15 protein-coding genes and 3 pseudogenes are annotated in these 22,049 nt (G+C 71.7%); 16 read left to right on the top strand and 2 right to left on the bottom strand.

Features of this window, described 5'->3' with window-relative positions; all coding sequences use genetic code 11:
* The first annotated feature begins 16 nt into the window (after positions 1–16).
* From QMK24_RS05010 to QMK24_RS04965, 11 genes and pseudogenes are all read left to right on the top strand, one after another.
* Positions 17–301, top strand: coding sequence for an acyl carrier protein (locus tag QMK24_RS05010; protein ID WP_283464059.1), 285 nt, complete (start codon positions 17–19; stop codon positions 299–301).
* Positions 302–305: 4 nt separating this feature from the next.
* Positions 306–1,199, top strand: a complete 894-nt coding sequence (gene scoE, locus QMK24_RS05005) for a (3R)-3-[(carboxymethyl)amino]fatty acid oxygenase/decarboxylase (protein WP_283463896.1) — start codon at positions 306–308, stop codon at positions 1,197–1,199.
* A 4-nt stretch (positions 1,200–1,203) separates the two neighbouring features.
* Positions 1,204–1,749, top strand: coding sequence for a (2E)-enoyl-ACP glycyltransferase (scoD, locus tag QMK24_RS05000; protein WP_283463895.1), 546 nt, complete (start codon positions 1,204–1,206; stop codon positions 1,747–1,749).
* A gap of 101 nt (positions 1,750–1,850) precedes the next feature.
* A complete protein-coding gene (gene scoC, locus QMK24_RS04995; RefSeq protein ID WP_283463894.1) occupies positions 1,851–3,494 on the top strand; it encodes a fatty acid-ACP ligase ScoC in 1,644 nt (547 codons plus the stop codon).
* Positions 3,495–3,605: 111 nt separating this feature from the next.
* A complete protein-coding gene (locus QMK24_RS04990; RefSeq protein ID WP_283463892.1) occupies positions 3,606–3,860 on the top strand; it encodes a phosphopantetheine-binding protein in 255 nt (84 codons plus the stop codon).
* Positions 3,847–5,100 (top strand): annotated as a pseudogene (locus tag QMK24_RS41430) (condensation domain-containing protein); the annotation flags it as partial. The gene QMK24_RS04990 and the pseudogene QMK24_RS41430, both read left to right, overlap by 14 nt.
* 290 nt (positions 5,101–5,390) lie before the next feature.
* Complete coding sequence (locus QMK24_RS04985) at positions 5,391–8,360, top strand: amino acid adenylation domain-containing protein (RefSeq protein ID WP_349307826.1); 2,970 nt, start codon at positions 5,391–5,393, stop codon at positions 8,358–8,360.
* 90 nt (positions 8,361–8,450) lie between these two features.
* On the top strand, positions 8,451–9,515 hold the full coding sequence (locus QMK24_RS04980) for an ABC transporter substrate-binding protein (protein WP_283463891.1): 1,065 nt from the start codon (positions 8,451–8,453) through the stop codon (positions 9,513–9,515).
* Positions 9,516–9,525: 10 nt separating this feature from the next.
* The gene (locus QMK24_RS04975; RefSeq protein ID WP_502962486.1) at positions 9,526–10,581 is read left to right on the top strand and encodes a FecCD family ABC transporter permease; all 1,056 of its coding nucleotides are present in this window, start codon (positions 9,526–9,528) and stop codon (positions 10,579–10,581) included.
* Positions 10,578–11,381: an ABC transporter ATP-binding protein gene (locus tag QMK24_RS04970; protein ID WP_283463890.1), complete on the top strand. Its 804-nt coding sequence runs from the start codon at positions 10,578–10,580 to the stop codon at positions 11,379–11,381. Before QMK24_RS04975 ends, QMK24_RS04970 begins: the two co-directional genes overlap by 4 nt.
* A gap of 195 nt (positions 11,382–11,576) precedes the next feature.
* The gene (locus QMK24_RS04965; RefSeq protein ID WP_283463889.1) at positions 11,577–12,635 is read left to right on the top strand and encodes an alpha/beta fold hydrolase; all 1,059 of its coding nucleotides are present in this window, start codon (positions 11,577–11,579) and stop codon (positions 12,633–12,635) included.
* Positions 12,636–12,690: 55 nt separating this feature from the next.
* On the opposite strand, the pseudogene QMK24_RS04960 reads toward QMK24_RS04965, so the two are convergent.
* A pseudogene (locus tag QMK24_RS04960) lies at positions 12,691–13,110 on the bottom strand (TetR family transcriptional regulator C-terminal domain-containing protein); the annotation flags it as partial.
* Between the two features lies 1 nt (position 13,111).
* Between QMK24_RS04960 and QMK24_RS04955 the strand changes: the two are divergent.
* The 3 genes and pseudogenes from QMK24_RS04955 to QMK24_RS04935 all read left to right on the top strand — a co-directional run.
* Positions 13,112–13,291 (top strand): annotated as a pseudogene (locus tag QMK24_RS04955) (hypothetical protein); the annotation flags it as partial.
* Between the two features lie 2 nt (positions 13,292–13,293).
* A complete protein-coding gene (locus tag QMK24_RS41425) occupies positions 13,294–14,922 on the top strand; it encodes an ABC transporter substrate-binding protein (protein WP_349361986.1) in 1,629 nt (542 codons plus the stop codon).
* A 317-nt stretch (positions 14,923–15,239) separates the two neighbouring features.
* Entirely contained in the window at positions 15,240–16,238 is a 999-nt protein-coding gene (locus tag QMK24_RS04935) for an alpha/beta fold hydrolase (protein WP_283463888.1), read from the top strand.
* Here the strand turns inward: QMK24_RS04935 and QMK24_RS04930 are convergent.
* Complete coding sequence (locus QMK24_RS04930; protein WP_283463887.1) at positions 16,216–16,365, bottom strand: hypothetical protein; 150 nt, start codon at positions 16,363–16,365, stop codon at positions 16,216–16,218. The genes QMK24_RS04935 and QMK24_RS04930 overlap by 23 nt on opposite strands.
* 154 nt (positions 16,366–16,519) lie before the next feature.
* Between QMK24_RS04930 and QMK24_RS04925 the strand changes: the two genes are divergently transcribed.
* Entirely contained in the window at positions 16,520–20,920 is a 4,401-nt protein-coding gene (locus QMK24_RS04925) for an alpha-(1->3)-arabinofuranosyltransferase domain-containing protein (protein WP_283463886.1), read from the top strand.
* Positions 20,917–21,927 carry a hypothetical protein gene (locus tag QMK24_RS04920; RefSeq protein WP_283463884.1) on the top strand — a complete coding sequence of 337 codons (1,011 nt, stop codon included), beginning with the start codon at positions 20,917–20,919 and terminating at the stop codon, positions 21,925–21,927. Before QMK24_RS04925 ends, QMK24_RS04920 begins: the two co-directional genes overlap by 4 nt.
* Positions 21,928–22,049: the final 122 nt, after the last annotated feature.

Here is a 22,049-nt window from a genome sequence, read left to right as displayed (position 1 = left end):
GGAGGAGACAGCTGAAATGAGCACCACCTACGAGCAGTTGGTCGCGATCATCGCGAAACTGCACGACGCGGACCCGGAGCTGGTCCGTCCGGAGGCGTCGTTCGCCGAACTCGATGTCGACTCGCTGACGATGGTCGAGATCAGCATGCGTCTGGAGCGCGACCTCGGGATCGAGGTGGCGGACAACGAGCTCCGCGGCGACCTCACCCTCGACGAGACCGTACGGCTGATCGACGACAAGCTCGAGGCCGTCGGGTCCTCCGCAGGCAGCGCGTCATCCACTCACCGCACGAAGGGCTGAACTCATGAAGGTCACTCCGCAGGCAGGCAAGGCGTTCGGTGCGAGCGTCGAGGGATTCGACTACACCGCCGCCTCCGCCGAGGACATCGGCACGCTCAAGCAGACGGTCTACACGCAGAAGATCGCGGTGCTCAAGGGGCAGGACCTGTCGCCCAAGCAGTTCCTCGAACTCGGCAAGCGGCTGGGCCGTCCCGAAACGTACTACGAGCCGATGTACCAGCACCCCGAAGTGGAGGAGATATTCGTCTCCTCGAACGTCCCCAAGGACGGCAAGCAGATCGGCGTACCGAAGACCGGTAAATTCTGGCACGCCGACTACCAGTTCATGCCGGAACCGTTCGGCCTCACGCTCATCTATCCGCAGGTGATTCCGCAGAAGAGCCGCGGAACCTATTTCATCGACATGGTCAAGGCGTACGAGGCGCTGTCCGAGGAACTGAAGCGGGACATCGCGGGAACCTATGCCCGGCACACCGTACGGAAGTACTTCAAGATACGCCCGCACGACGTGTACCGGCCCATTTCTGAAATCCTGGACGAGGTCGCGACGAAGACCCCGCCGGTGGTGAAGCCCACCACCTTCACCCACCCGTTCACCGGTGAGACCGTCCTGTATCTGAGTGAGGGCTTCACCGTCGGCCTGGAGGACGCGAACGGCGAGCCGGTCGACGACACGCTGTTGCACCGGCTGTTCGAGGCCACCGGGCAGCTCGACGACGAGTTCACCCATCCCGCCATCCACCTGCAGAGCTTCGAGCAGGGCGACCTGCTGGTGTGGGACAACCGCAGCCTGATCCACCGGGCGCTGCACACCACCACTCCGGAGCCGACCGTCTCCTTCCGTGTCACTGTGCACGACGAGCGCAAGCTCTACGAAGCCGAAGCGCCGGCGGCGTAGCGGCATGACCGTTTTCGGCACAGACACCGAGCTCCTGCCGCAGGTACTGCGGCCCTACAAAGCGCACTGTGAATATCTGAAATCCGCAGAGGTCACCGCGGAGAACGGCCGGGTGTCGGCAGTCTGCGAATTCTCCATCGATGAGTCGTGCTATATCGACGACACCGGGCACCTCAACGCGGTCGAAGTGAACATCAGCTACAACCAGATGATGTATTACGTGGTCGCCAAGGCGGTCAAGGAGGGGCTGCTCGCCGAATTCAGCTCCTGGACGCTGGAGGACTACTGGCGGCACCAGCTGCCCGACATCCTCATCGCCCGGTTCGGCGGCAGTTTCCGGCGGCCCATCAACGCCCGTGCCTTTTCGGGTGAGTTCGAGTTCCTCGCGGTGGACAGACGCGCACCCGGCGGCGGGGATCCGCTGATCATCGCGGACACCTCCTACCGGTACTGGGACGCGGCGGGCGGCCGCTGCGACGGTGAAGTGAAGCTCGCCTTCGTCAATGCCGTCGAGAACGCCGTCGAGAACGCCGCCCTCGGCACGTCCTGAAGGCCCCCTGAAAACGTCACGCGCCGCCGCCCCTCCCCGCAGAACAGGCGGCGGCGCGTGGCACCGGCCGTAGCGGCCGACGGAGAGCGGAGTAACCGACCATGGCCGATTCCCCAGTCACCACGGCGCGTCGCGCGCAGGACGACGACCGCCCGTACTACCCGTTCCTGCGGACGCTGTGGGACACCGCGGCCTTCCACGCCGGCCAACGGCCGCGGACCGTCGCCGTACGCTGCGAGGACCGCACCCTCACCTACGAGGAGCTGCACCGCGAGAGCAACCGCATCGCCCACGCGATCCGGGCCGCGGGCCTGGCGCCGGGCGCGCGGGTCGCGTACCTCGGCAGGGAGTCCGAGCAGTACTACGCGATCCTTTTCGCGTGCGCCAAGAGCGAGACGGTGCTGGTGCCGGTCAACTGGCGGCTGGCCGCTCCCGAGGTCAGCCACATCCTCCAGGACTCGGCAAGCCAACTGCTCTTTCTGGAAACGGAGTTCGCTCCCGTCGTCGAGCGGATGCCGACCGGTGTGCCGGGCACCGTGGTGCTGCTCGGCGTCCCGTCCGCCATCGGTGTCCCCTCGGCCATCGGCGGCCGGCCGGCGTTCGCGCCGTGGAAGGACGCCCAGCCGGACACCGACCTGGACCCCGGCTCCGGTCCCGACGACCCCATCGCCCAGCTCTACACCAGCGGAACCACCGGGCTGCCCAAGGGAGTCGTGCTCGCGCACCGCAGCTTCTTCGCCATCCGGGACGCGCTGGCCGGCGAGGGCCTGGACTGGATCGACTGGCGGACGGGTGACATCGCCCTGGTGGGCATACCCGGCTTCCACGTCGGCGGACTGTGGTGGGCCACCCAGAATTTCAACGCCGGAGTCACGGTGGTGGCGATGCGCGCCTTCTCCGCACCCGGCGCCGTCGCTCTCATCCGGGACCTGGGAATCACCACCGTCTGCGTGGTACCCGCCATGCTGCGCATGATCCTCGCCGAACCCGGTTTGACGCCCCAGGACTTCACCGCCCTGCGCAAGATCGTGTACGGCGGTTCGCCGATCTCCGAGGCGCTGCTCGAGGAGAGCCTGGCGATGTTCGGCAGCGACTTCGCCCAGATCTACGGTCTGACCGAGACCGGCAACACGGCCGTCTGTCTGCCGCCCGCCGCCCATGTGCCCGGCGACGCGCGGATGAAGGCGGCGGGGCGGCCCTACCCCGGCGTCGGCTGCAAGGTGATCGACGACAAGGGAGAGCCGCTGCCGCCCGGCGCCGTCGGCGAGGTGTGCCTCGCCACTCCCGCCCGGATGCTGGAGTACTGGGGTCTGCCCGACAAGACCCGCGAGACGCTGGTCGACGGCTGGGTGCACACCGGTGACGCCGGATACCTGGACGACGAGGGCTATGTCTTCATCAGCGACCGCATCAAGGACGCCATCATCGTGGCGGGCGAGAACGTCTACCCGGCAGAAATCGAGTCGGCGCTCGAGGCACACCCCGGTATCTCGGAAGCGGTGATCGTCGGAGCGCCCGACGAGCGCTGGGGCGAGAGCGTACATGCCTTCGTGGTCGCCGCACCGGGCCAGGACCAGCCCAAGCCCCGGGACCTGCACCGCTTCCTGGTGGACCGGCTGGCCGCCTTCAAGCTGCCGGCCGCCTACGAGTTCATCGACCATGTGCCCCGCAACCCGAGCGGCAAGATCCTGCGCCGGGAGCTGCGCGACCGCTTCTGGGGCGACGCCCGGCGCAAGGTCAACTGACCCCGACGCCCCATGACGTCCCGCGTGACTTCGAGAGAGACCGCCATGTCTGAGCCTTCGCCGCCGTTGACGCCATCGACATCTTTGAAACCTTCAACGCCCCTTAATCCTGTGCCTCCTTTGACGCTCGCGGCCTTCCGCGCGGATCTGGCGGAGTTCCTCCATCAACAGCCGGACGAGGTCGACCTGGAGGAGAACCCGCTGTACGCGGGCCTGGACTCGCTGCGCATCGTCACCCTCGCCGAGCGGTGGCGCGCGGCCGGCACCGAGGTGAGCTTCGTCGAACTGGCGGAACGCACCTCCTTCGCACAGTGGTGGCAGCTGCTGTCGGACCGGCAGTCCGGAGGCGCACGTGCCGACGCCTGACCGCCGCACCGAGCCCGGAGAGCGCCGGGCCCTGCTCGCCGCACAGGAGGGCATCTGGACCGGCCAGCAGCTCGACTCGGACAGCCCGGCGTACAACACCGCCGAGTATGTGCAGATTCACGGTCCCGTGGACGTGGCGGCCTTCGACAAGGCCGTACATCACGTCGTCGGCGAGGTCGAGGCGCTGAACGTCCGGTTCGTGGAAGCGGACGGCCGTCCGTGGGAGATCGCAGTCCCGGCCGTGGACTGGCGCATGCACACCGCCGACTTCACCGCCGAACCGGACCCGCACGCCGCCGCCACCGACTGGATGGACCGTGACCTGGCCCGTCCCGTCGATCTCGCCCGCGACCCGGTCTTCGGGCACGCGCTGCTGCAGACCGGGCCCGAGGAGTTCCTCTGGTACCACCGGGTCCATCACATCGCGCTCGACGGCTTCGGCCTGTCGCTCGTCGCCCACCGGGTCGCGCAGGTCTACACGGCGCTCGCCGAGGGCACTCCGCTGGGCGAGAGCGGTTTCGGCACCCTGGAGTCGGTCTTCGAGGAGGACCGGAACTATCTGACCTCGAAGCGGCGCGCGGTCGACGGGGCCTATTGGACCGGCCGGTTCGCGGACCGGCCGGCGGTGCCCAGCTTCGCCGACGGCTCCGCACTGCCGGCCCGTACCTTCCGGCGGCGGGTCACCGACCTCGGCGCGCCAGAGACCGAAGCGCTGCGCACGGTCGCCCGCGAGATCTCCGCCACCTGGTCCGATGTGGTGCTCGCGGTCACCGCCGGGTATCTCGGCCAGGTGTCGGGCGAGCCCGAAGTGGTGCTGAGCCTGCCCGCGATGGGCCGCCTCGGCTCGGTGTCGCTGCGGGTGCCGTGCATGGTCCGAAACGTCCTGCCGCTGCGGATCGTGGTCGGCGAACGTGACTCGCTGCGCGATCTCGTCGCCCGTGTCTCGGCGGAGCTGCGCGCCGGACTGCCCCACCAGCGCTACCGGTACGAGCACCTGCGCCATGAGCTCAAACTGGTCGGCGGCAAGCGCCGGCTGTCGGGTCCCGGCGTCAACATCATGCCGTTCGAGTACGACCTGCGCTTCGCTGGACACCGCAGCACCGTCCACAATGTGTCCGCAGGACCGGTCGACGACCTGTCCGTCAACGTCTACGACCGGGCCGAGGGCGCGGGCCTGCGGTTCGCCTTCGACGCGCACCCTGAGCTGTACGGAGAGGCCGAACTCGCCCTGCACCAGGGTTCGTTGCTGGCCCTGCTGAACGACGCGACGGCGGCCCCCGGCCGGCCGCTCCGCGAACTGGGCAGCCGCCCGGCCGGCCGCTCCGTCCGAACCGCCGTCACTCTCGACGGGGGACCCCTGCCCAGCGTGGCGCGTCCGGTCCTCAACGTGATCGCCGAGCACGCCGCCCTGCGCGGCGGTGCGACCGCCGTCGAGTACGACGGTGCCGCGCTCAGCTACGCCGAACTGGTCGCCGCCGCACGTGAGGTGGCCGGCCGGCGTCCCGTCGGGGCGTCACAGCCGGGGACCTGGTGGTCGTCGCGCTGCCGCGGGGCATCGAGGCAATCGCCGCGATTCTCGGTGTCCTCTTCGCGGGCGCCGCCTACTGCCCGGTGGACCCGGGCGCTCCCGCCGCGCGGATCGAGGCGCTCTTCGCCGATTCCGCGGCACAGGCCGTCATCACCACCGGCGGGTACGCCGACCGGTTCGCCGGAGGCGGCCTGCCGCTGCTCCTGCTCGACGACCTGGACGACCCGGGCGTTCTCGACGCGGGCGATTTCGGCGCCCCCTCATCGGATCCCGACCGGCTCGCCTATGTCATCCACACCTCCGGTTCCACCGGCCGTCCCAAGGGCGTTGAGATCGGCCATGGCGCGCTGGCCCATTTCGTGACGGGCGCGGCCCATCGCTACGGAATCAGCCCGGACGACCGGGTGCTGCAGTTCGCACCACTGCACTTCGACGCCAGCGTGGAGGAGATCTTCCTGACACTGTGCGCGGGCGCCGTGCTCGTGGTGCGTACCGACGAGATGACCGAGTCGGTGCCGGTCCTGACGCGGTCGTGCGAGCGGCTGCGGATCAGCGTGCTCGATCTGCCGACGGCGTACTGGCACGAGCTGGCGTACGCGGTCTCCACCGGAGCCGCGGCCCTGCCGTCCGGCCTGCGCACCGTCATCATCGGCGGCGAGGCGGCGCTGCCCGAGCGGGTGGACCGCTGGCGGGCGGCCGTAGGCACGTCGGTGCGGCTGTTCAACACCTACGGGCCGACCGAGGCGACCGTGGTGGCCACCGTGGCCGAACTGCACGCGCCGGAACTGGCGCTCGGGGACGTCCCGATCGGCCGCCCGCTGCCCGGCACGCGGGCCGTCGTCGTCACCTCTTCCTCTCCCGTCTTTCCCGCCTCTCCCGCGCGCGAGGGCGGTACGGATCCCGGCGTCGGCGAGCTGTATCTCGTCGGCGACGCGCTGGCCAGGGGCTACCGGGGTCGCGCCGACCTCGACGGCTCCCGGTTCCAGCCGCTGCCGGAACTGCCGGACCGGCCGCGCGCGTACCGGACCGGCGACCTGGTGCGGCTCGGCTCGGACGGACAGCTGCGGTTCGTGGGACGGGCCGACGGCGAGTTCAAGATCAGCGGGCACCGGGTGCAGCCGGCGGAGGTGGAGACCGTGCTGCTCACGCACCCGCGCATCCGGGAGGCAGCCGTCGTCGGTCAGGTGCTGCCGGACGGCACCCGCCGGCTGGCAGCGCACCTTGTCACGGACCCACCCGCACCGACGGCCGCCGAGGTCCGTGAGCATCTGCGGGCGACACTGCCCGCCGCGATGATCCCGTCCGCCGTCGTCCTCACGGACCGGCTGCCCCGTACCGGCTCGGGCAAGATCGACCGCAACGCGCTCGCCGAACCGACGACGGCAGGGACGACGACGGCCGAGCCGTCCACTGCTGCTGCCGCCACCCCCGCCAACGCCACGGAGCAGGCGATCATTACCGCCTGGGCGCGCATTCTGGGCACCGAGGCCATCACCCCGCAGGACGACTTCTTCGACCTCGGAGCGCAGTCCCTGCAGGCCATCCAGGTCGCCAACCGGCTCGGCGTCGAGCTGGACACCGACGTACGCGTCGCGTGGCTCTTCCAGTACCCCACCGCCGCCGAACTCGCCCGCCATCTGGACGACCAGCGGAGCCCCGGCGCGCCCGAGGCCGCGCAGCCCGCTGGTGTGCCGGGAGCCGTACTCGCCGACTCCGTACTCGCCGACTCCGTACTCGACGACGACATCACCTTCTCCCGCGCCGACGGCGCCGTGACCGCGACGCCGCCGCGCCGGGTGCTGCTCACCGGAGCGAGCGGATTCGTCGGCGTCCATCTGCTCACCGAGCTGCTGGCGGCCACGGATGCGGACGTCGTCTGCCTGGTACGGGCCGAGGACCGCGAAGCGGCCGGCGAGCGGATCCGCCGGGCCGTCGAGGAGCAGGAACTGCGGCTGCCGCCCGGGTCCGAACACCGCGTCATCGCTGAGCCCGGTGATCTCGCCCGCCCCTGGCTGGGCCTCACCGCCGCGCGCTTCGATGAACTGGCGGCCACCTGCGACGCGATCTACCACAACGCGGCGACCGTCAGCATCATGCGCGAGTACGCGAGTTTGCGCGCGCCGAATGTGGAGTCCACCCGGCAGCTGCTGCGGATGGCGGCGGCCCGCAGCACGCCGTTCCATCTCGTCTCGACGCTGTCCGTCGCGCCGCCGGCCGGGGCGAGCCCTGAGGTCGCGGAGGCGTTCCTGCCGCCGCATCCAGGACTCGTCTACGGCTACCAGCAGTCCAAATGGGCCTCGGAGCGGCTGGCGGAACAGGCCGCGGAACGCGGGCTGCCGGTCACGTTGCACCGGCTCGGCCGGGTGGTCGGCGCGGCGGACACCGGCTACGTCAACGAGCGCGACTTCCTGTGGAGCGTGCTGCGTGCGGGCATACCGGCCGGTATCGTGCCCGACCTGTTCGAGGCCGAGGTGTGGACCCCGGTCGACTTCGTGGCACAGGCCGTCGTACGGCTGTCCGCCAATGCGACTGACACTGCCGCCACCATCGCTCCGACCGGCCGGTCGGTATACAACTACGCGCCCATACCGACCGTCCGGCTCGCCGATCTCTACTCCTGGATACGGGAGTTCGGCTATCCGGTGGAGAGCATGCCGCTCGCGCGGTGGCGGGCCGACCTGCCGCGCGCCGCCGACGTCGCTACCACGACCCTCGCGTTCTTCGACTCCTGGACCGGCGACGACCCGGAGACCGCGAGCAGCGCCGGCAACAGCATCACCAGCGACGGGGGCGCGGCGCCCGAGCTGGGTCTGGGCCGGGTGATCGCCGACAACCTGCTGCATGGGCTCGACGGCACCGGCATCGTCTGCCCGCCCATCGACCGGGCGCTGGTGTTCCGCTACCTCGAACGCTGCGTCACCACCGGAGCGCTGCCGCCCCCGGCCCGGGAGCGCGGGCTGCCCCGTCACTGATCCGGAACAGACGGTTCGCGCTATCCGGGAACCCGGGCGGAGTCCGCTCCGACTACTGAAGCGGAGTCCGCATCATCCCGAGGAGCCCGCATGACATGGAAACGGCCAACCGCCGCATTCGCGGTCGGAGCACTCTGTCTGGCCACCGCGGCCTGTGGCGCCTCGTCCCGGACGGCGGCCTCCGCGGGCAAAGCGGAACCGCCGGGGCCCGGCTACCCCGTCATCGTCACCGACTGCGGGCAGACCACCACGTACACCCGGCCGCCCAGCCGGGTCGTCGTGATGAACGGCGCGTCCGTCGCCGAGGTGTCCTCGATGCTCGCCCTCGGCCTCGGCGACCGCATCATCGCCAACGCCCAGTCCTACGGCATGTCGGAGGTGCCCGGCCGCGTCCAGGCGATCGCGAAGCTCCCCACCGGGGGAGTGCACCTCAACGACATCCAGGACATCCCGCGCGAGGCGATGCTCAACCTCCGTCCCGACTTCGTACTGTCCACCACCGGCTTCGGCTTCGACCCCAAGAACGGCTACGCCACCCGTAAGGACCTCGCGTCGGTCGGCGCGAACACCTATATGCCGGTCAAGGGCTGCGACGACGTGACCTCCGTCAAGGGTCCGCCGTCCATCGACGACAGCTACTCGATGCTGCGCGACCTCGGGAGGATCTTCGGCGTCAGCGCCCGCGCCGAGAAGCTCATCGCCGACTCGCGCACCCGGATCGCCGCCGTGAGCGCGAAGGTCAAGGCCAAGCTGAGCGGCACGGCCGCGGGCGCGACGCCGCCGAAGGTGATGGTGATCTTCTCCAACATGACGATGGGAGCGAACGAGTTCAGCTCGATCGCGGGCGTCGGCATCTGGAACGACATCCTCGCCAAGGCCGTGGGCGCCAACGCGTTCGCCTCGGTCACCGGCAACTCCTTCGCCGACCTCAGCAAGGAGAAGGTGGCCGCCGCACAGGTGGAGGCCCTCGTCGTCGTCAGCTATCACGATCCCGATCCCGACGCCTACGCCCGCAAGCTGTTCGCGCAATTCCCGCAGTGGAGCGCGGCCAGGAACAAGAAGTACGTCGTCCTGTCCGACTCCATCTATCTCGGGCCCAGCAACGACGTCGCCGTCGAGCGTGTCGCCCGGATGCTCCACCCCGAAGCCCTCTGACCCGCCGCCGATGACCTCACGCACACGCACACGCGGAACCCGAACGCCGCTGCCCACCCTGGTGCTGCTGCCGGTCCTGCTCGTCCTGCTCGTCCTGGTGATGATGGTGGCCGTCGGCATCGGAGCGGTGAGCGTTCCCCTTGAGGACACCTGGCACATCGTCCTCGCCCACTTGGGCGGCGGGTCCTTCACCGGTGACCCCGTCCAGGACCAGATCGTCTGGAACTTCCGCATCCCCCGGGTACTGCTCGCCGCTCTCGCGGGCGGCGGCCTCGCCGTCGCCGGAGTGGTGCTGCAGGCGGTGGTCGCCAACCCACTGGCCGACCCCTATGTACTCGGCGTGTCCTCCGGGGCGTCGCTCGGCGCCGTGCTGGTCATGACAATGACCACCGGCGCACTCGGCGGCCTGGGCGTCTCCTCGGCGGCGTTCGCCGGGGCCGTGGCTGCCGTCGCGCTCGTCTTCCTCCTCGGACAGCGCGGCGGCAGGCTGGCCCCCACCCGGCTGGTTCTGTCCGGCGTCGCCATCGGCTATCTGTTCCTCGCCGCCACCAGCTATCTGCAGCTGCGGGCCACCCCCAACGAGCTGCGCTCGGTGATGTTCTGGATGCTCGGCAGCGTCGCCGGGGCGCAGTGGGGCCAGCTGCCGCTGGTCAGCGGTGCGGTGCTCGGCACCACCGTCGTCCTCGCGCTGTACGGGCGGCGGCTGAACGCGCTGCTGGCCGGGGACGAGTCCGCGACCGCGCTCGGAGTGGAGGTGCACCGGCTGCGGGCCGCGCTGCTGGTGCTGTCCTCGCTGCTGACCGGCACGATCATCGCGGTCGCGGGCGGCATCGGCTTCGTCGGGCTGATGATCCCGCACCTCGTGCGGCTCGCCGTCGGCGCCGACCACCGCCGGCTGCTGCCGCTGGCCGCCGTGACCGGCGCGCTCTACCTCGTCGTCGTCGATCTCCTGTCCCGCACCGTGGACCGGCCCAACGAACTGCCGCTCGGCATCCTCACCGCCCTCTTCGGCGCCCCCTTCTTCCTGTGGCTGCTGCGCCGGAACAAGAGCTTGGATTCCGTATGAGACTCAGCGTCGATCATCTCGACATCGCCCTGGACCGCCAGCCCATCCTGCGGGACGTGTGCCTGGAGGTGGGCCAGGGCGAGATCGTCGGACTCGTCGGTCCCAACGGCAGCGGCAAGTCCACGCTGCTGCGCGCCGTCTACCGCTCGCTGCGGCCCGACCGGGGCGCGGTGCGCGTCGACGGCGACGACATCTGGTCGATCCCGGCCCGCGCCGCCGCCCGCCGCACCGCCGCCGTCCTCCAGGACGTCGGCCATCCGACGAGCCTGTGCGTCAAGGAGATCGTGGCGCTGGGCCGCACCCCGCACCACGGACTGCTCGGACGTGACGGACCCGACGACCACGAAGCGATCGGCCGGGCCCTCGACCAGTGCGGCGCGCGCCCGCTGGCCGACCGCGACTTCGCCTCGCTGTCGGGCGGCGAACGCCAACGGGTCCTGCTGGCCCGCGCGCTGGCCCAGCGGCCCCATCTGCTGGTCCTCGACGAACTCACCAACCACCTCGACATCCGCGCCCGTTTCGAACTGCTCTCCCTCATCCGCGCCATCGGCACCACCACGCTGGCGGTCCTGCACGATCTGGATCTCGCAGTCCGGCTCTGCGACCACCTCGTCGTCCTCAGCCAGGGCGTCGTCGTCGCGGCCGGCCCCGTGCTGGAGGTCCTCACACCGGCGCTACTGCGGGACGTCTTCGGTGTCGCGGCGACCGCGGACCGGCATGCCGACGGCGTCGTGCGGATCGTCTACGCCGCCGATCCGCTCGCCCTGCAACTCGTCGAACGGATCGCCGTGGCGGGGTGATTCCCGTCCGGCACGGGAGGGCGGGAACCGGCGTGCCCCGCGCCACGACTACCTGAGGGGAGATCGGGCGGGGAACGTTGCCGAGGTGAAACCTGCCGGAAACCGCGCACGCGGCAGGCGTTCCTACGCTCGGTGCAGGTGTGGAGCGCCCGATCGGCGCGCGCCCACCCGCACCGTGAGCAGGGAGGCGCGTTCATGACCGGAGCAGCCACGACCGGAACAGCCGGCCGGCGCCCGCCGCGCGCGAGCCGGCTCCGTACGCTGGCCAACGAGGACGTCGAGCTGCGCCACCATGTCGTGCACGGCTACCGCAGGGCCTACCGGATCGCGGGGTCAGGTCCTGCCATCCTGCTCATCCACGGCATCGGGGACTCCTCCGCCACCTGGGCAGACCTCATCCCCGGCCTGGCTCGTCACCACACCGTCATCGCCCCCGACCTGCTCGGCCACGGCGACTCCGACAAGCCGCGGGCCGACTACTCGGTGGCCGCCTACGCCAACGGCATGCGTGATCTGCTCGGCGTGCTCGGCATCGAGCGGGCCACCCTGGTCGGCCACTCCCTCGGCGGCGGCGTGGCGATGCAGTTCGCTTACCAGTTCCCCGAGCGCACCGAGCGTCTGGTACTGGTCAGCACCGGAGGGGTGGGCCGGGAGGTCAATCCCGTCCTGCGCGCGGTCTCGCTGCCCGGGGCGGACCTGATGCTCTCGCTGCTCAAACTGCCCACCATGCGGCTGCAGACCCACGCCTTCGTCCAGTTGATGAAGCTCCTGAACACCGATCTGGGCCAGGACGCGCCCGATCTTCTCAACCTGGTCAACGTTCTGCCCGACGCGACGTCCCGCAGCGCCTTCATCCGGACCCTGCGGGCGGTGGTCGACTGGCGGGGCCAGGTGGTCACCATGCTCGACCGCTGCTATCTGGTGCGGGGCATGCCCACCATGCTGCTGTGGGGATCAAGGGACAGCGTGCTCCCGGTGCGGCACGCGCACGACGCGCACCTCGCGATGCCCGGCAGCCGGCTGGAGATCTTCGACGGGGCCGGCCACTTCCCCTTTCATACCGACCCGATCCGCTTCCTGGCCCTCGTCGAGAACTTCGTCGCGACCACCGACCCGGGAAACCTGGGCATTGAGCAGTGGCGCGAACTGCTGCGCGCCGGCCGCCGCGACGCCTCCGTCGAGCCGTCGGACGCCGTCGGCCGCGCCATCGGGGGACAGGACATCAGGGAAGCGAGCGAACGCAGCGCCACCTGACCCGCGTCGGCGGCGTCCGTGTATGTGCCGCCCGCACGGTCACCGCGTCAGCCGGTCACTCGCGCAGTTCCGCGTCGATGGCCTGCGCCATGAGCTCGCGGGCGTGCGCCAGCGGGAGGGAACCGCTGAGCCAGCGGACGCTCAATCCCTCCAGCAGAGCGGTCAGCCGTTCGGCGGAGGCGGCATAGGCGGGGGCGGTGCCGGAGGGGCGGGCGCGGCCGAGCAGCTCGGCGATCTCCTGCACCCACACCAGCGTGGCCTTGGCCAGGTCCTCGCGCAGCTCGGGGTCGAAGACGGCGCTGGCCCTCAACTCCCCCCAGGCGGTGCTGTTCTCCCGTACGGCGGGGGCGTCCTGGAACTCCAGCAGCAGGGTCTGCCGCAACTCCTCCCGCGGTTCCAGCGGTTGGGCGTCGGCGGCCCGGTCGGTGGTATGGCGCTCGGCGCGCTCGCTGATGAACTCCAGCGTCCGGCGCAGGTCCTTCATCTCCGACCCCTACGGCCGGGTGATGCTGCGCGCGCCCCGCGACCGGCCGGCCGTCCTGGTCGCCGACCTGGACCTCCAGCAGTGCCGGGACTGGAGGGAGTTCGGCCTGCTGCGCACCCGCCGTCCCGAGCTGTACGGGTCGCTGACCCGCCCCGTCGCCGAGAGGGAGTAACCATGTCCATAGCGCCGATCGCGTCGATATCCGCACCGCGGCCCCGGCCGCGCGTCTCCGTACGCCGCCGGCTCACCGGCGGCCCGGCGGCGCTGGCCGCCCTCGCCCTGGCGGCCAGCGGTCTGGCCGCCTGCTCCGGGCCGCCCGGCACCGGCGGCAGCGCCTCTCCGGGCGCGGCGTACAGCCTCTCGCCGGGGACCCCGGCGGCGAAGGGGGACCTGTCCTCGTTCACCTGGGCCCTGTACGCGGAACCGCCGACCCTGGACTACATCTCCGCGTTCGACTACGAGCAGAACATGATCCTCTCCAACGTCTGCGAGAGCCTGATGCGCTGGACGCCGCAGCTCACCGTGGTCCCCGGACTGGCCGAGAAGGCGGAGAACCCGGACCCGACCACCTGGGTCTACCAGCTGCGGCCCGGGGTGCGCTTCCACGACGGCTCCACGATGACGGCCGACGACGCCGTCTACAGCCTCCGCCGGCAGATGAATCCCGACCTCGCCTCGTCCTGGGCGCAGAACTTCGAGAACGTCGAGTCCGTCACGAAGACAGGACCGCTGCGTGTCACCGTCAAACTGAAGCGCCCCGACTCGCAGTTCCCGCAGTACATGGCGAGCGCGGCCGGCGTCGTGGCCGGTGAGAAGGGGATCAAGGCGGCCGGCAAGGACTACGGCACCTCCGGCGGCCTGGACCGCACCGGGCCGTACTCGCTCGGTACCTGGACCAAGGGCCAGTCGATCACGCTGAACCGCTTCGACGGCTACCGGGGCACGCGTGCCAAGTCGGCCAAGGCGGTCTTCCAGTTCCTCACCGATCCGTCCGCCCTCACCAACGCACTGCTGAGCGGACAGGCCGACGGCGGCTATCTGATCCCGTCGGAGAGCTACGCCCGGCTGCGGTCCAGCGGCGTCGGCAACCTGTACTTCGGCGAGGGCCGCACCACAGTCAACGTCAACGTCACCAACCTCAAGGGCCCGCTCGGCGACGTCCGGGTGCGCCGGGCGCTGTCGATGGCGCTGGACCGTCCCGGCTTCGTCAAGACGGGCCTGGGCGGGGTGGGCAGCGTCACCGCCGCGCTCTCCCCGCGCGCCGCCTGGTCCGCCGCCCCCGGCCCGGTCGCCGACTCCGCCTTCACCGCGCTGCCGGCGGCCACCGGCGACCCCGCCCGGAACCTGGCGGCGGCCCGGGATCTGATCAGGCAGGCCGGCGCCGCCGGGAAGACGATCACCGTCGCGACCAGTCCGATCGGCCAGGACGTGGCGCTGCTCGCGACCGCCGTACAGGCGGCGGGACAGGCGATCGGCCTGAACGCTCGGGGTCGTCCGGTCCGTCACCGACGACGTGCTGGTGATGCGGCACGGCAGGATCGTCGAGTCCGGGCCCACCGGTCAGGTGCTCACCGCCCCGCAGCACGCCTACACCCGGCTGCTGCTCGACTCCATCCCCCGGCCGGGCTGGGACCCGCGGCGGCGGGCTCGCGACGAGCAGGACGCGCTGCTCGACCGGTAGTCCCGGGGGTCCACGACTGCCCGGCGCAGCACTTCCCCGCCGGTTCGGGGGACGGGGAAGCGCTGCGCCGGGTCACCTACCCGCGTTCGGCTGCCGGCCGGCGAGGAACTCGTCGAAGGTGATCCCGCCGTCCGCGTGGTCCGGCGTCGGATTGCCGCCCGCGCGGTAGCCGCTGAACGCCTTCCCCGGCAGCCGCAGCGGCACGATCGGCCGGCGCCGCCCCGTGGCCGGTCTGTCCCCGCCCGCGGGTGAGGAACCGGGCGGTGTCTTCCACAATGTGCCGGAACCGGCCTTCCGCCGATCTGGCCGGGATCAGTAATTGACGGCGTGTCAGTTTAGATGGAAGGCTGACTTCCGCCCCACCGTCCGCACAACCCCCCTCCGCACCGCCCCACCGCTCACCGTCCGCACCGCCCTCCGGTCGTCGAGGAGGCCGCCGATGTCGTCCCATCCCTCGATCGTGGCACGGAGGCTGCGCCAGGCTGTGCCCCTGAAGCCGGCCGGGCGCCCGCCCGGCAGGTTCGTCCGGGTCGCCGGGCGGGCGGTGCATGTCGTGGAGGACGGGCCGGCCACGGGTCCCGCGGTGGTGCTGGGCGCCGGGCTCGGCGGGGCGTGGCTCGGCTGGGAGGCGCTGGTGCGGGCGCTGGACGAGAGGTGCCGGGTGATCCGCGTGGACCGGCCCGGTCTCGGCCGGAGCGAGCCGTCGCCGGACGCGCCGACGCTGGCCGGCCAGGCCGCGTGGCTGGCGTCGGTGCTGGACGTCCTGGGCACCGACGGCCCAGGCGGCACCGACGGCCCAAACGGCCCCGGCAGTCCGGTCGGCCCGGTCGTCCTCGTCGGGCATTCGCTCTCCGGGCTGTACGCCGAGGCGTTCGCCCGTCTGCTGCCCGAGCGAACCGCCGCGGTGGTGCTGGTGGAAGCCGCCGCCGAGAAGGAGGTGGGGGCGCCGCTGCGCTGGCCGCGGGCACGGGTGCGCGCGGCCAAGGGCGCGGGGGAGGTGTTCCGCTGGACCGGTCTGAGTCAGCTGGTGGCGCCCGCGATCCGGCGGCAGGGCGTACGGACGCAGTCGCTGCGCGGCCGGGACCCGGACGATGTCGGTGACGCGTACCGCTGCGCGTACGGTGCCGGGCACTGTCTGAAGGCGGCCCTCGTGGAACGGGTGCTCTTCCGCGACCTGAACGCCGAACTCCTCGCGCTCAGAAGGGAACGGGAGTTTCCCGAGGTGCCGCTTCAGGTGATCTCTGGCCCGCTGAGCGACCCCCGGCCGCACCGGGCGCTGGCCTCGATGAGCCCCCTCGGGCGGTACCGCCTGGCGCCCGGGACCCGGCATCTGGTGCCGGTGGACCGCCCGGACACGATCGCCGACGCCATCGCGGAGGTGCTGCTGTCCGCGGGCCGGGGTACACCCGCCGCTGTCAGGACGACACCCCGTACGTGATGAGCGGGACATTGCGCTGCTGAGGAGGTGGATCGTTCACATTGACCAGACCGAATGCCGCGGCGACGGCGAGCGACACGCCCGCCACCGTGACGGCGAGGACGATCCACAGGACCTGTATGCCCATCGGTCCGCCTCCTGTGTGGGCCCACCGTTCGTCCCTGGTCTTTCCCAGGCAACATCGCACACATTATTGACGGTTTGTCAGCTCCGCAATAGCGTAACGCGCCAGCCACGCCTGTCACGAGTGCTCGACCGCCCGGACCGTGGAAGGGGAGCACGTGAGTGCCACCGAGACCGCCGGACCGTCCTCCGCCGAGAGCACCGCCCGGCGACCACCTCCCCCCGCCCCGGGCGGCCCCGGCCGTCCCCGGCTCAGAAGGTGGCTCGCCGGACGGGGCGGCGACCGCCTCGGCGGGGGGTGGCCGCTGGCCGTGTGGGCGGCGGCCTTCCTCGGGCTGCTCCTCCAGGCCCCGGGACGGATCGTCTTCGACACCAAACTCGACCTGGTCCTCACCCCGGGCGGGTTCCTCGGCCGCCTCGGCCATCTGTGGAATCCGCGCCAGGGGTTCGGCGGACTGCAGGACCAGGCGGTCGGCTACGCGTTCCCGATGGGTCCCTTCTACGCGATCGCCGAGGGGATCGGGCTGCCGCCCTGGATCGTCGAGCGGATGTGGATGGCGCTGATCGTGACCGTGGCCTTCTGGGGCACGGTCCGGCTGACCGAACGGCTGGCCGTCGGCACCACCGGAAGCCGTCTCGTCGGCGGCCTCGCGTACGCGCTGTGGCCGACGCTCACCGCGCTCGTCGGCTCCACCTCCGCCGCCGTCCTGCCGCTCGCGCTGCTGCCCTGGGTGCTGGTGCCGCTGGCCGACGGGGCGCGGGCGGGGTCCTCCCCGCTGCTGTGTGCCGCGCGGTCCGGCGTCGCCGTGCTGTGCATGGGCGGGGTCAACGCGGTGTCGGTGCTCGCCGTGCTGCCGGCCCCGCTGCTCTATCTGCTCACCCGGACCGCCGGGCCGCGCCGCCGCGCGCTGCTGGGCTGGTGGCTGGCGGCCGTCGCGCTGATCACGGCGTGGTGGTGGCTGCCGCTGCTGCTGCTCGCCGGGTACGGGTTCGACTTCCTCCCGTACATCGAGACCCCGCACACCACCGCGAGCACCATGGCGGCCACCGAGGCGCTGCGCGGCACCGGCAACTGGCTGGACTACCTCAACTTCGGCTCACCGGCGCTCCCTTCGGGCTGGGTCCTGGTGAGCACCGGTTGGGCGGTGGCCGGAACGGGATTCGTCGCCGCCCTGGGACTGGGCGGGCTGGCGCGGTCGGAGGTGCCGGAGGCCCGCTGGCTGCGGTGGAGTGTGTGCGCCGGAGCGGTGGCCACGATGGCGGTGTATCCGGGACGGCTCGGCGGTCCCTTCCACGGCCCGCTGCAGGACTTCCTCAACGGGCCGGGGGAGGCGTTCCACAGCGTCTACAAGTTCCAGCCACTGATCGCGCTTCCCCTGGTGATCGGCCTGATACATCTGCTGGGACGGCCACTGCCCCGGATGCCGCTGCTGCGCGGCGCCGTGGCCGTACTCCTCGCCGCCGGGCTGCTGGGCGCCGCACTGCCGTACCTGGGCGGACGGGTGCTGCAGAGCGGCTCGTTCACCGCCGTGCCCGGGTACTGGAAGGACACCGCCACCTACTTGGCCGGGCACGGCGGGGACGGCCGGGCGCTGCTGGAACCGGCCGCCTCACACGGCTACTACGCCTGGGGCACCACCACGGACGACGCGCTGCAGCCCTACGCGGAGTCCAGCTGGGTCCAGCGCACCCTCATCCCGATGGGCGGCGCCGGCTCGCAGCGCTATCTGGACGCCGCCGAGCGCGCCATGACCTCGGGGTCGCAGGTGCCGGGACTGGCCGCCTATCTGGCGCGCGGCGGCATCCGCTACGTCGTGGTGCGGCACGATCTCGACCCGGCCCAGTTCGAGTTCGTCTCGCCCGCGCTCTACCACCGCACTCTGCAGCTGTCGGGCTTCCGCCTGGTGACCGGGTTCGGCCCCGTCACCCCTGCCAGCCCCATCCGCAGCGGCACTCCGCTGCAGATCCAGGCCATCGACCAGCAGTACCGCGCCGTGGAGATCTACGAGGCGGTCGACCCGACGCTCCGGCCGGAGGACCCGGTCTCGGTGCTCGCCGAGTCCAGCGCCGTCCAGCTCAGCGGTGGCCCGGAATCGCTGCTTCCGGCCTCGGCCGGCGGACTGCTCGACGGGCGCGCGGTGACCCTCACCGGCGACGCCACCGGCTCGGACACCGGCCCGCTGATCGTCACCGACGGACTGCGCCGCACCGACACTTCCTTCGGCCTGATCCGCGACAACGTCTCATACACCTACACCCCGTCCGGCACCAATCCGCCGGGCCGGGCGGACGGCAGCGGCGGTGATCCACCGCGCCAGCTGCTGCTGCAGTTCCCGGCGGCCGGCCACCAGACCACCGCCGTGATCGACGGCGCGGCCTCGGTCACCGCCTCCACCTACGGTTCCTGGCTGCTCCAGTCGCCCGCCTTCGATCCCGTCAACGCCTTCGACGGCGACGCCCGAACCGCCTGGGTCGAGGGCAGTGCGGGCACCCCGGTCGGCCAGTGGCTGCGGACGGATTTCGGCCGGCGGATCGACCTGTCGGACGGTGTCAAGGTCCGGCTCCTGGCCGACAGTTCCTTCCGGCCGGTCGCCACCCGTATCACCGTCACCACCGACACCGGTTCGGTCACCGACACCGTCACACCCGACGACCGGGAGCAGACCCTGCGCGCGCCGGAGGGCGCCACCACGACGCTGAAGCTGACCATCGCCGCCGCCAAGGGCGCGGTTCCCGGTGGATTCGGGGCCGGAATCAGCGAGGTGTCGATACCGGACGTGCGGATCACGCGCTTTCTGCGGGCCCCGCACGACACTCCGACCAGCGGCCCCGGGGGAGTCGTCTACTCCTTCCAGCGGCAGACCGCCGGCTCCGGAATCGCCGGGAGCGGCAATCCCGAGACCCAGCTGGCCCGTATCTTCACCACCGACCGCGACGAGTCGTTCACGGCGCGGCTCAGCGCCCTGCCCGCCCCCGGCCCCGCGCTGGACCGCCTGCTGGAGACCACCGCCCAGGACACGGGGGATCTGAAGATCACCGGCAGTCCGGCACTCGGCGGCCTGCCGCAGTTCCGCCCCGCCAATCTGATCGACGGCTCCTATCTCACCGGCTGGATCGCGGCCGGACCCGATCCGGCGCTGCACCTGAGCTGGACGGGTAGACGCACGATCGGCGACCTCTATCTCGAAGCGGCGGAGGGCATTTCGGCGCCGCCGCTGTCGGTGCGGATCAGCAGCCCCGACGGGGTACGGGAGGGCCAGGTCGAGTCGGACGGCCATGTCGTCTTCCGGCCCGCGCTGCGCACCGACCGGATCGATCTGACATTCCCTCAGGTCAAGCGACTGACCGTGTACGACGCGGTGACCGGCACCCGGCTGCCGTTGCCGCTCGGTCTGGCCGAGGTCCACTTCCCGGCGCTCGCGGACCTGCGCCACACACCGGCCGGCACGTCCCGCACCTTCCAACTGCCCTGCGGCAGCGGCCCGGCCGTGACCGTGGACGGCACGGCCTACCAGACCTCCGCGTCCGGCACCCTGGGCGATCTCACCGCGGGACTGCCGGTGCGGGTGACGCTGTGCATTCCCGACCAGCGGCTCGTGCTGGGCGCGGGGGAGCACCGGCTCAGTTCGCCGGGCAGCGGCGTGCCGCTCGCCGTCACCGATGCCGTGCTGACCGGCGGGGCTGCCAACGACAGCCTGGGGAACTCGGCGCCCACCAGCCGTCCGGTACGGGCGCTGACCCAGTGGGAGTGGGGGGACGAGGACCGCAGCGTGCACGTCGGGACGGGTCCTGAGGCGTATCTGGAGGTCCATGAGAACCGGGCCGACGGCTGGACCGCGACCCTCAACGGCAAGGAGCTGCGGGCCGTCACCCTCGACGGCTGGCAGCAGGCGTACGTCATTCCGGCGGGCGAGACAGGTACGGTGCGGCTCCACTACGACCCGGCCGGCGCCTACCATCTCGCGCTGGCGGTGGGCGTCGTGCTGGCGCTGTTGGTCGTGGCCGTGGCCTGCGGGGCGTTCGGCCGACGGCGGGGCGAGGGCCGACCGGAAGCCGGCGAACGGCCGCCGAGGGAGCTGACGGGGCCAGTGGTGGCAGTGCTCGTCCTGGTGGTGGTCGGCGGTCCGATGGCCCTCGCGGCGGTCGCGATCGCCCTGCTGGCCCGATGGCGGCCGTCCGTCGCACCGGCGGTCGCCGTCACCGCGATGACGGCCGCGGCGATCGTGGCCGCGGTGGCCGCCCAGGACGGACTGGCGCCGGGGCGCGGGGCGTTCGGGCCGGTCGCCCAGGCGCTGGCCCTGACGGCGCTGGCCGCGGCGCTGCCGCCCGGCGCGCCCGCGTATGAGGGACCGCGCGAGACGAGGCGGCTTGAGCGGACTGACGGGCCATACGGGCCGCGGGAGCCGGAACCGCCCAAGGGCCCGGCCCGCGATCCGGGCGGCTCCGACGACCCCGGCCCCGGTCCGGACCGGGCGGCGGGTCGGCCCGGTCCGGCCGGTCCGCCCGCCCATGAGGGGCCGCAGAGACCGGACCGTACCGTGCCGGAAGCCCCCGCGTGATCACCGGCCTTCTCGTGACCCTGCTCGCGGCGGTCTTCTACAACGTGGGCGTGCTGGTGGAGAAGAGCGCGCTGACGGCGCTGCCCGCCCTGCGGGTGCGGGCGCCCGTCGCCCTGTTCCGGACGCTGTTCGGACGGCCGCTGTGGCTCCTGGGATTCCTGCTCATGCTGCTCGGCCTCGGCTGCCAGGTGACGGGCATGGCACTGCTGCCGATCACCGTCGCGCAGCCGATGCTGGCGGTCGGACCCGCGGTCGTCGTGGCGGGCTCCGCGCTGGTGCTCAAGGAGCGCATCAGCCGGGCCGATTGGGGCGCGCTGGCCGTCATCGGCTGCTCGCTGGTGATGCTCGGCCTGTCGTACGACCCGGGCGAGGAGCGGGTCGCGCACGGCGATCACCCGGTGGCGGTGACCGTCGTCGCCGCGGTGTCCGGCGCGGTGGCCCTGCTGGTGTTCTCCGCCGCCGGGCGGACGGGGAGCGGTGTGGTCTACGGGGCCGCCGTCGGACTGCTCAACGGAGTCGGCGGACTGCTGGGGAAGGCCTGCGCCGCGGTGCTGGCGCGCACCGGCCGCCACGCGCCGGCCGCCCTGGCCGCGACCCCGTATCCGTACATCTACGTCGTCTTCGCCGTCCTGATGCTCGGCGCCCTGCAGATCGGCCTGCAGCGCTCGCGGGCTGCCATCCTGGTACCGGCGCAGGTGGTCGTCGGCAACGCGCACGTGATGGTCAGCGGGACGCTGATCTTCGGTGAGCGGCTGCCCGCGGACCCGGTACGGCTCGCGCTGCGGCTGACGGCCCTGGTGGTCTCCCTCGGGGTGCTCGCCCTGCGGCAGCGCGCCACCACGGACCCGCCCGCCGCCCCGCCGGCGCCCGCCGGAAGCGCCCTGGCCAAGACCCCGGCCGGGGCCCCCGCCGACAGTCGGGTACCGGCCCGGCGGCGCCCACCGGGACGCCATCGCCGGGCGCCGGGCGCGGCCGGGCAGCCGCGGGAGCGTGACGTGGGCGGCTAGGCCGATCCTCCGCACATAGCTGAATCGGATGAACTGATGAGTTGGCCGGTACTTCGATCAGTGCGGGTCGTTGTTCTGGACGTGCCGATATCTCGTTCGCGTCGTTCCCGGGTCCAGCGCCC

The organism is Streptomyces sp. PH10-H1, assembly GCF_030063355.1.
Lineage (GTDB): Bacteria > Actinomycetota > Actinomycetes > Streptomycetales > Streptomycetaceae > Actinacidiphila.
This window is presented reverse-complemented; position numbering and strand designations above follow the sequence as displayed.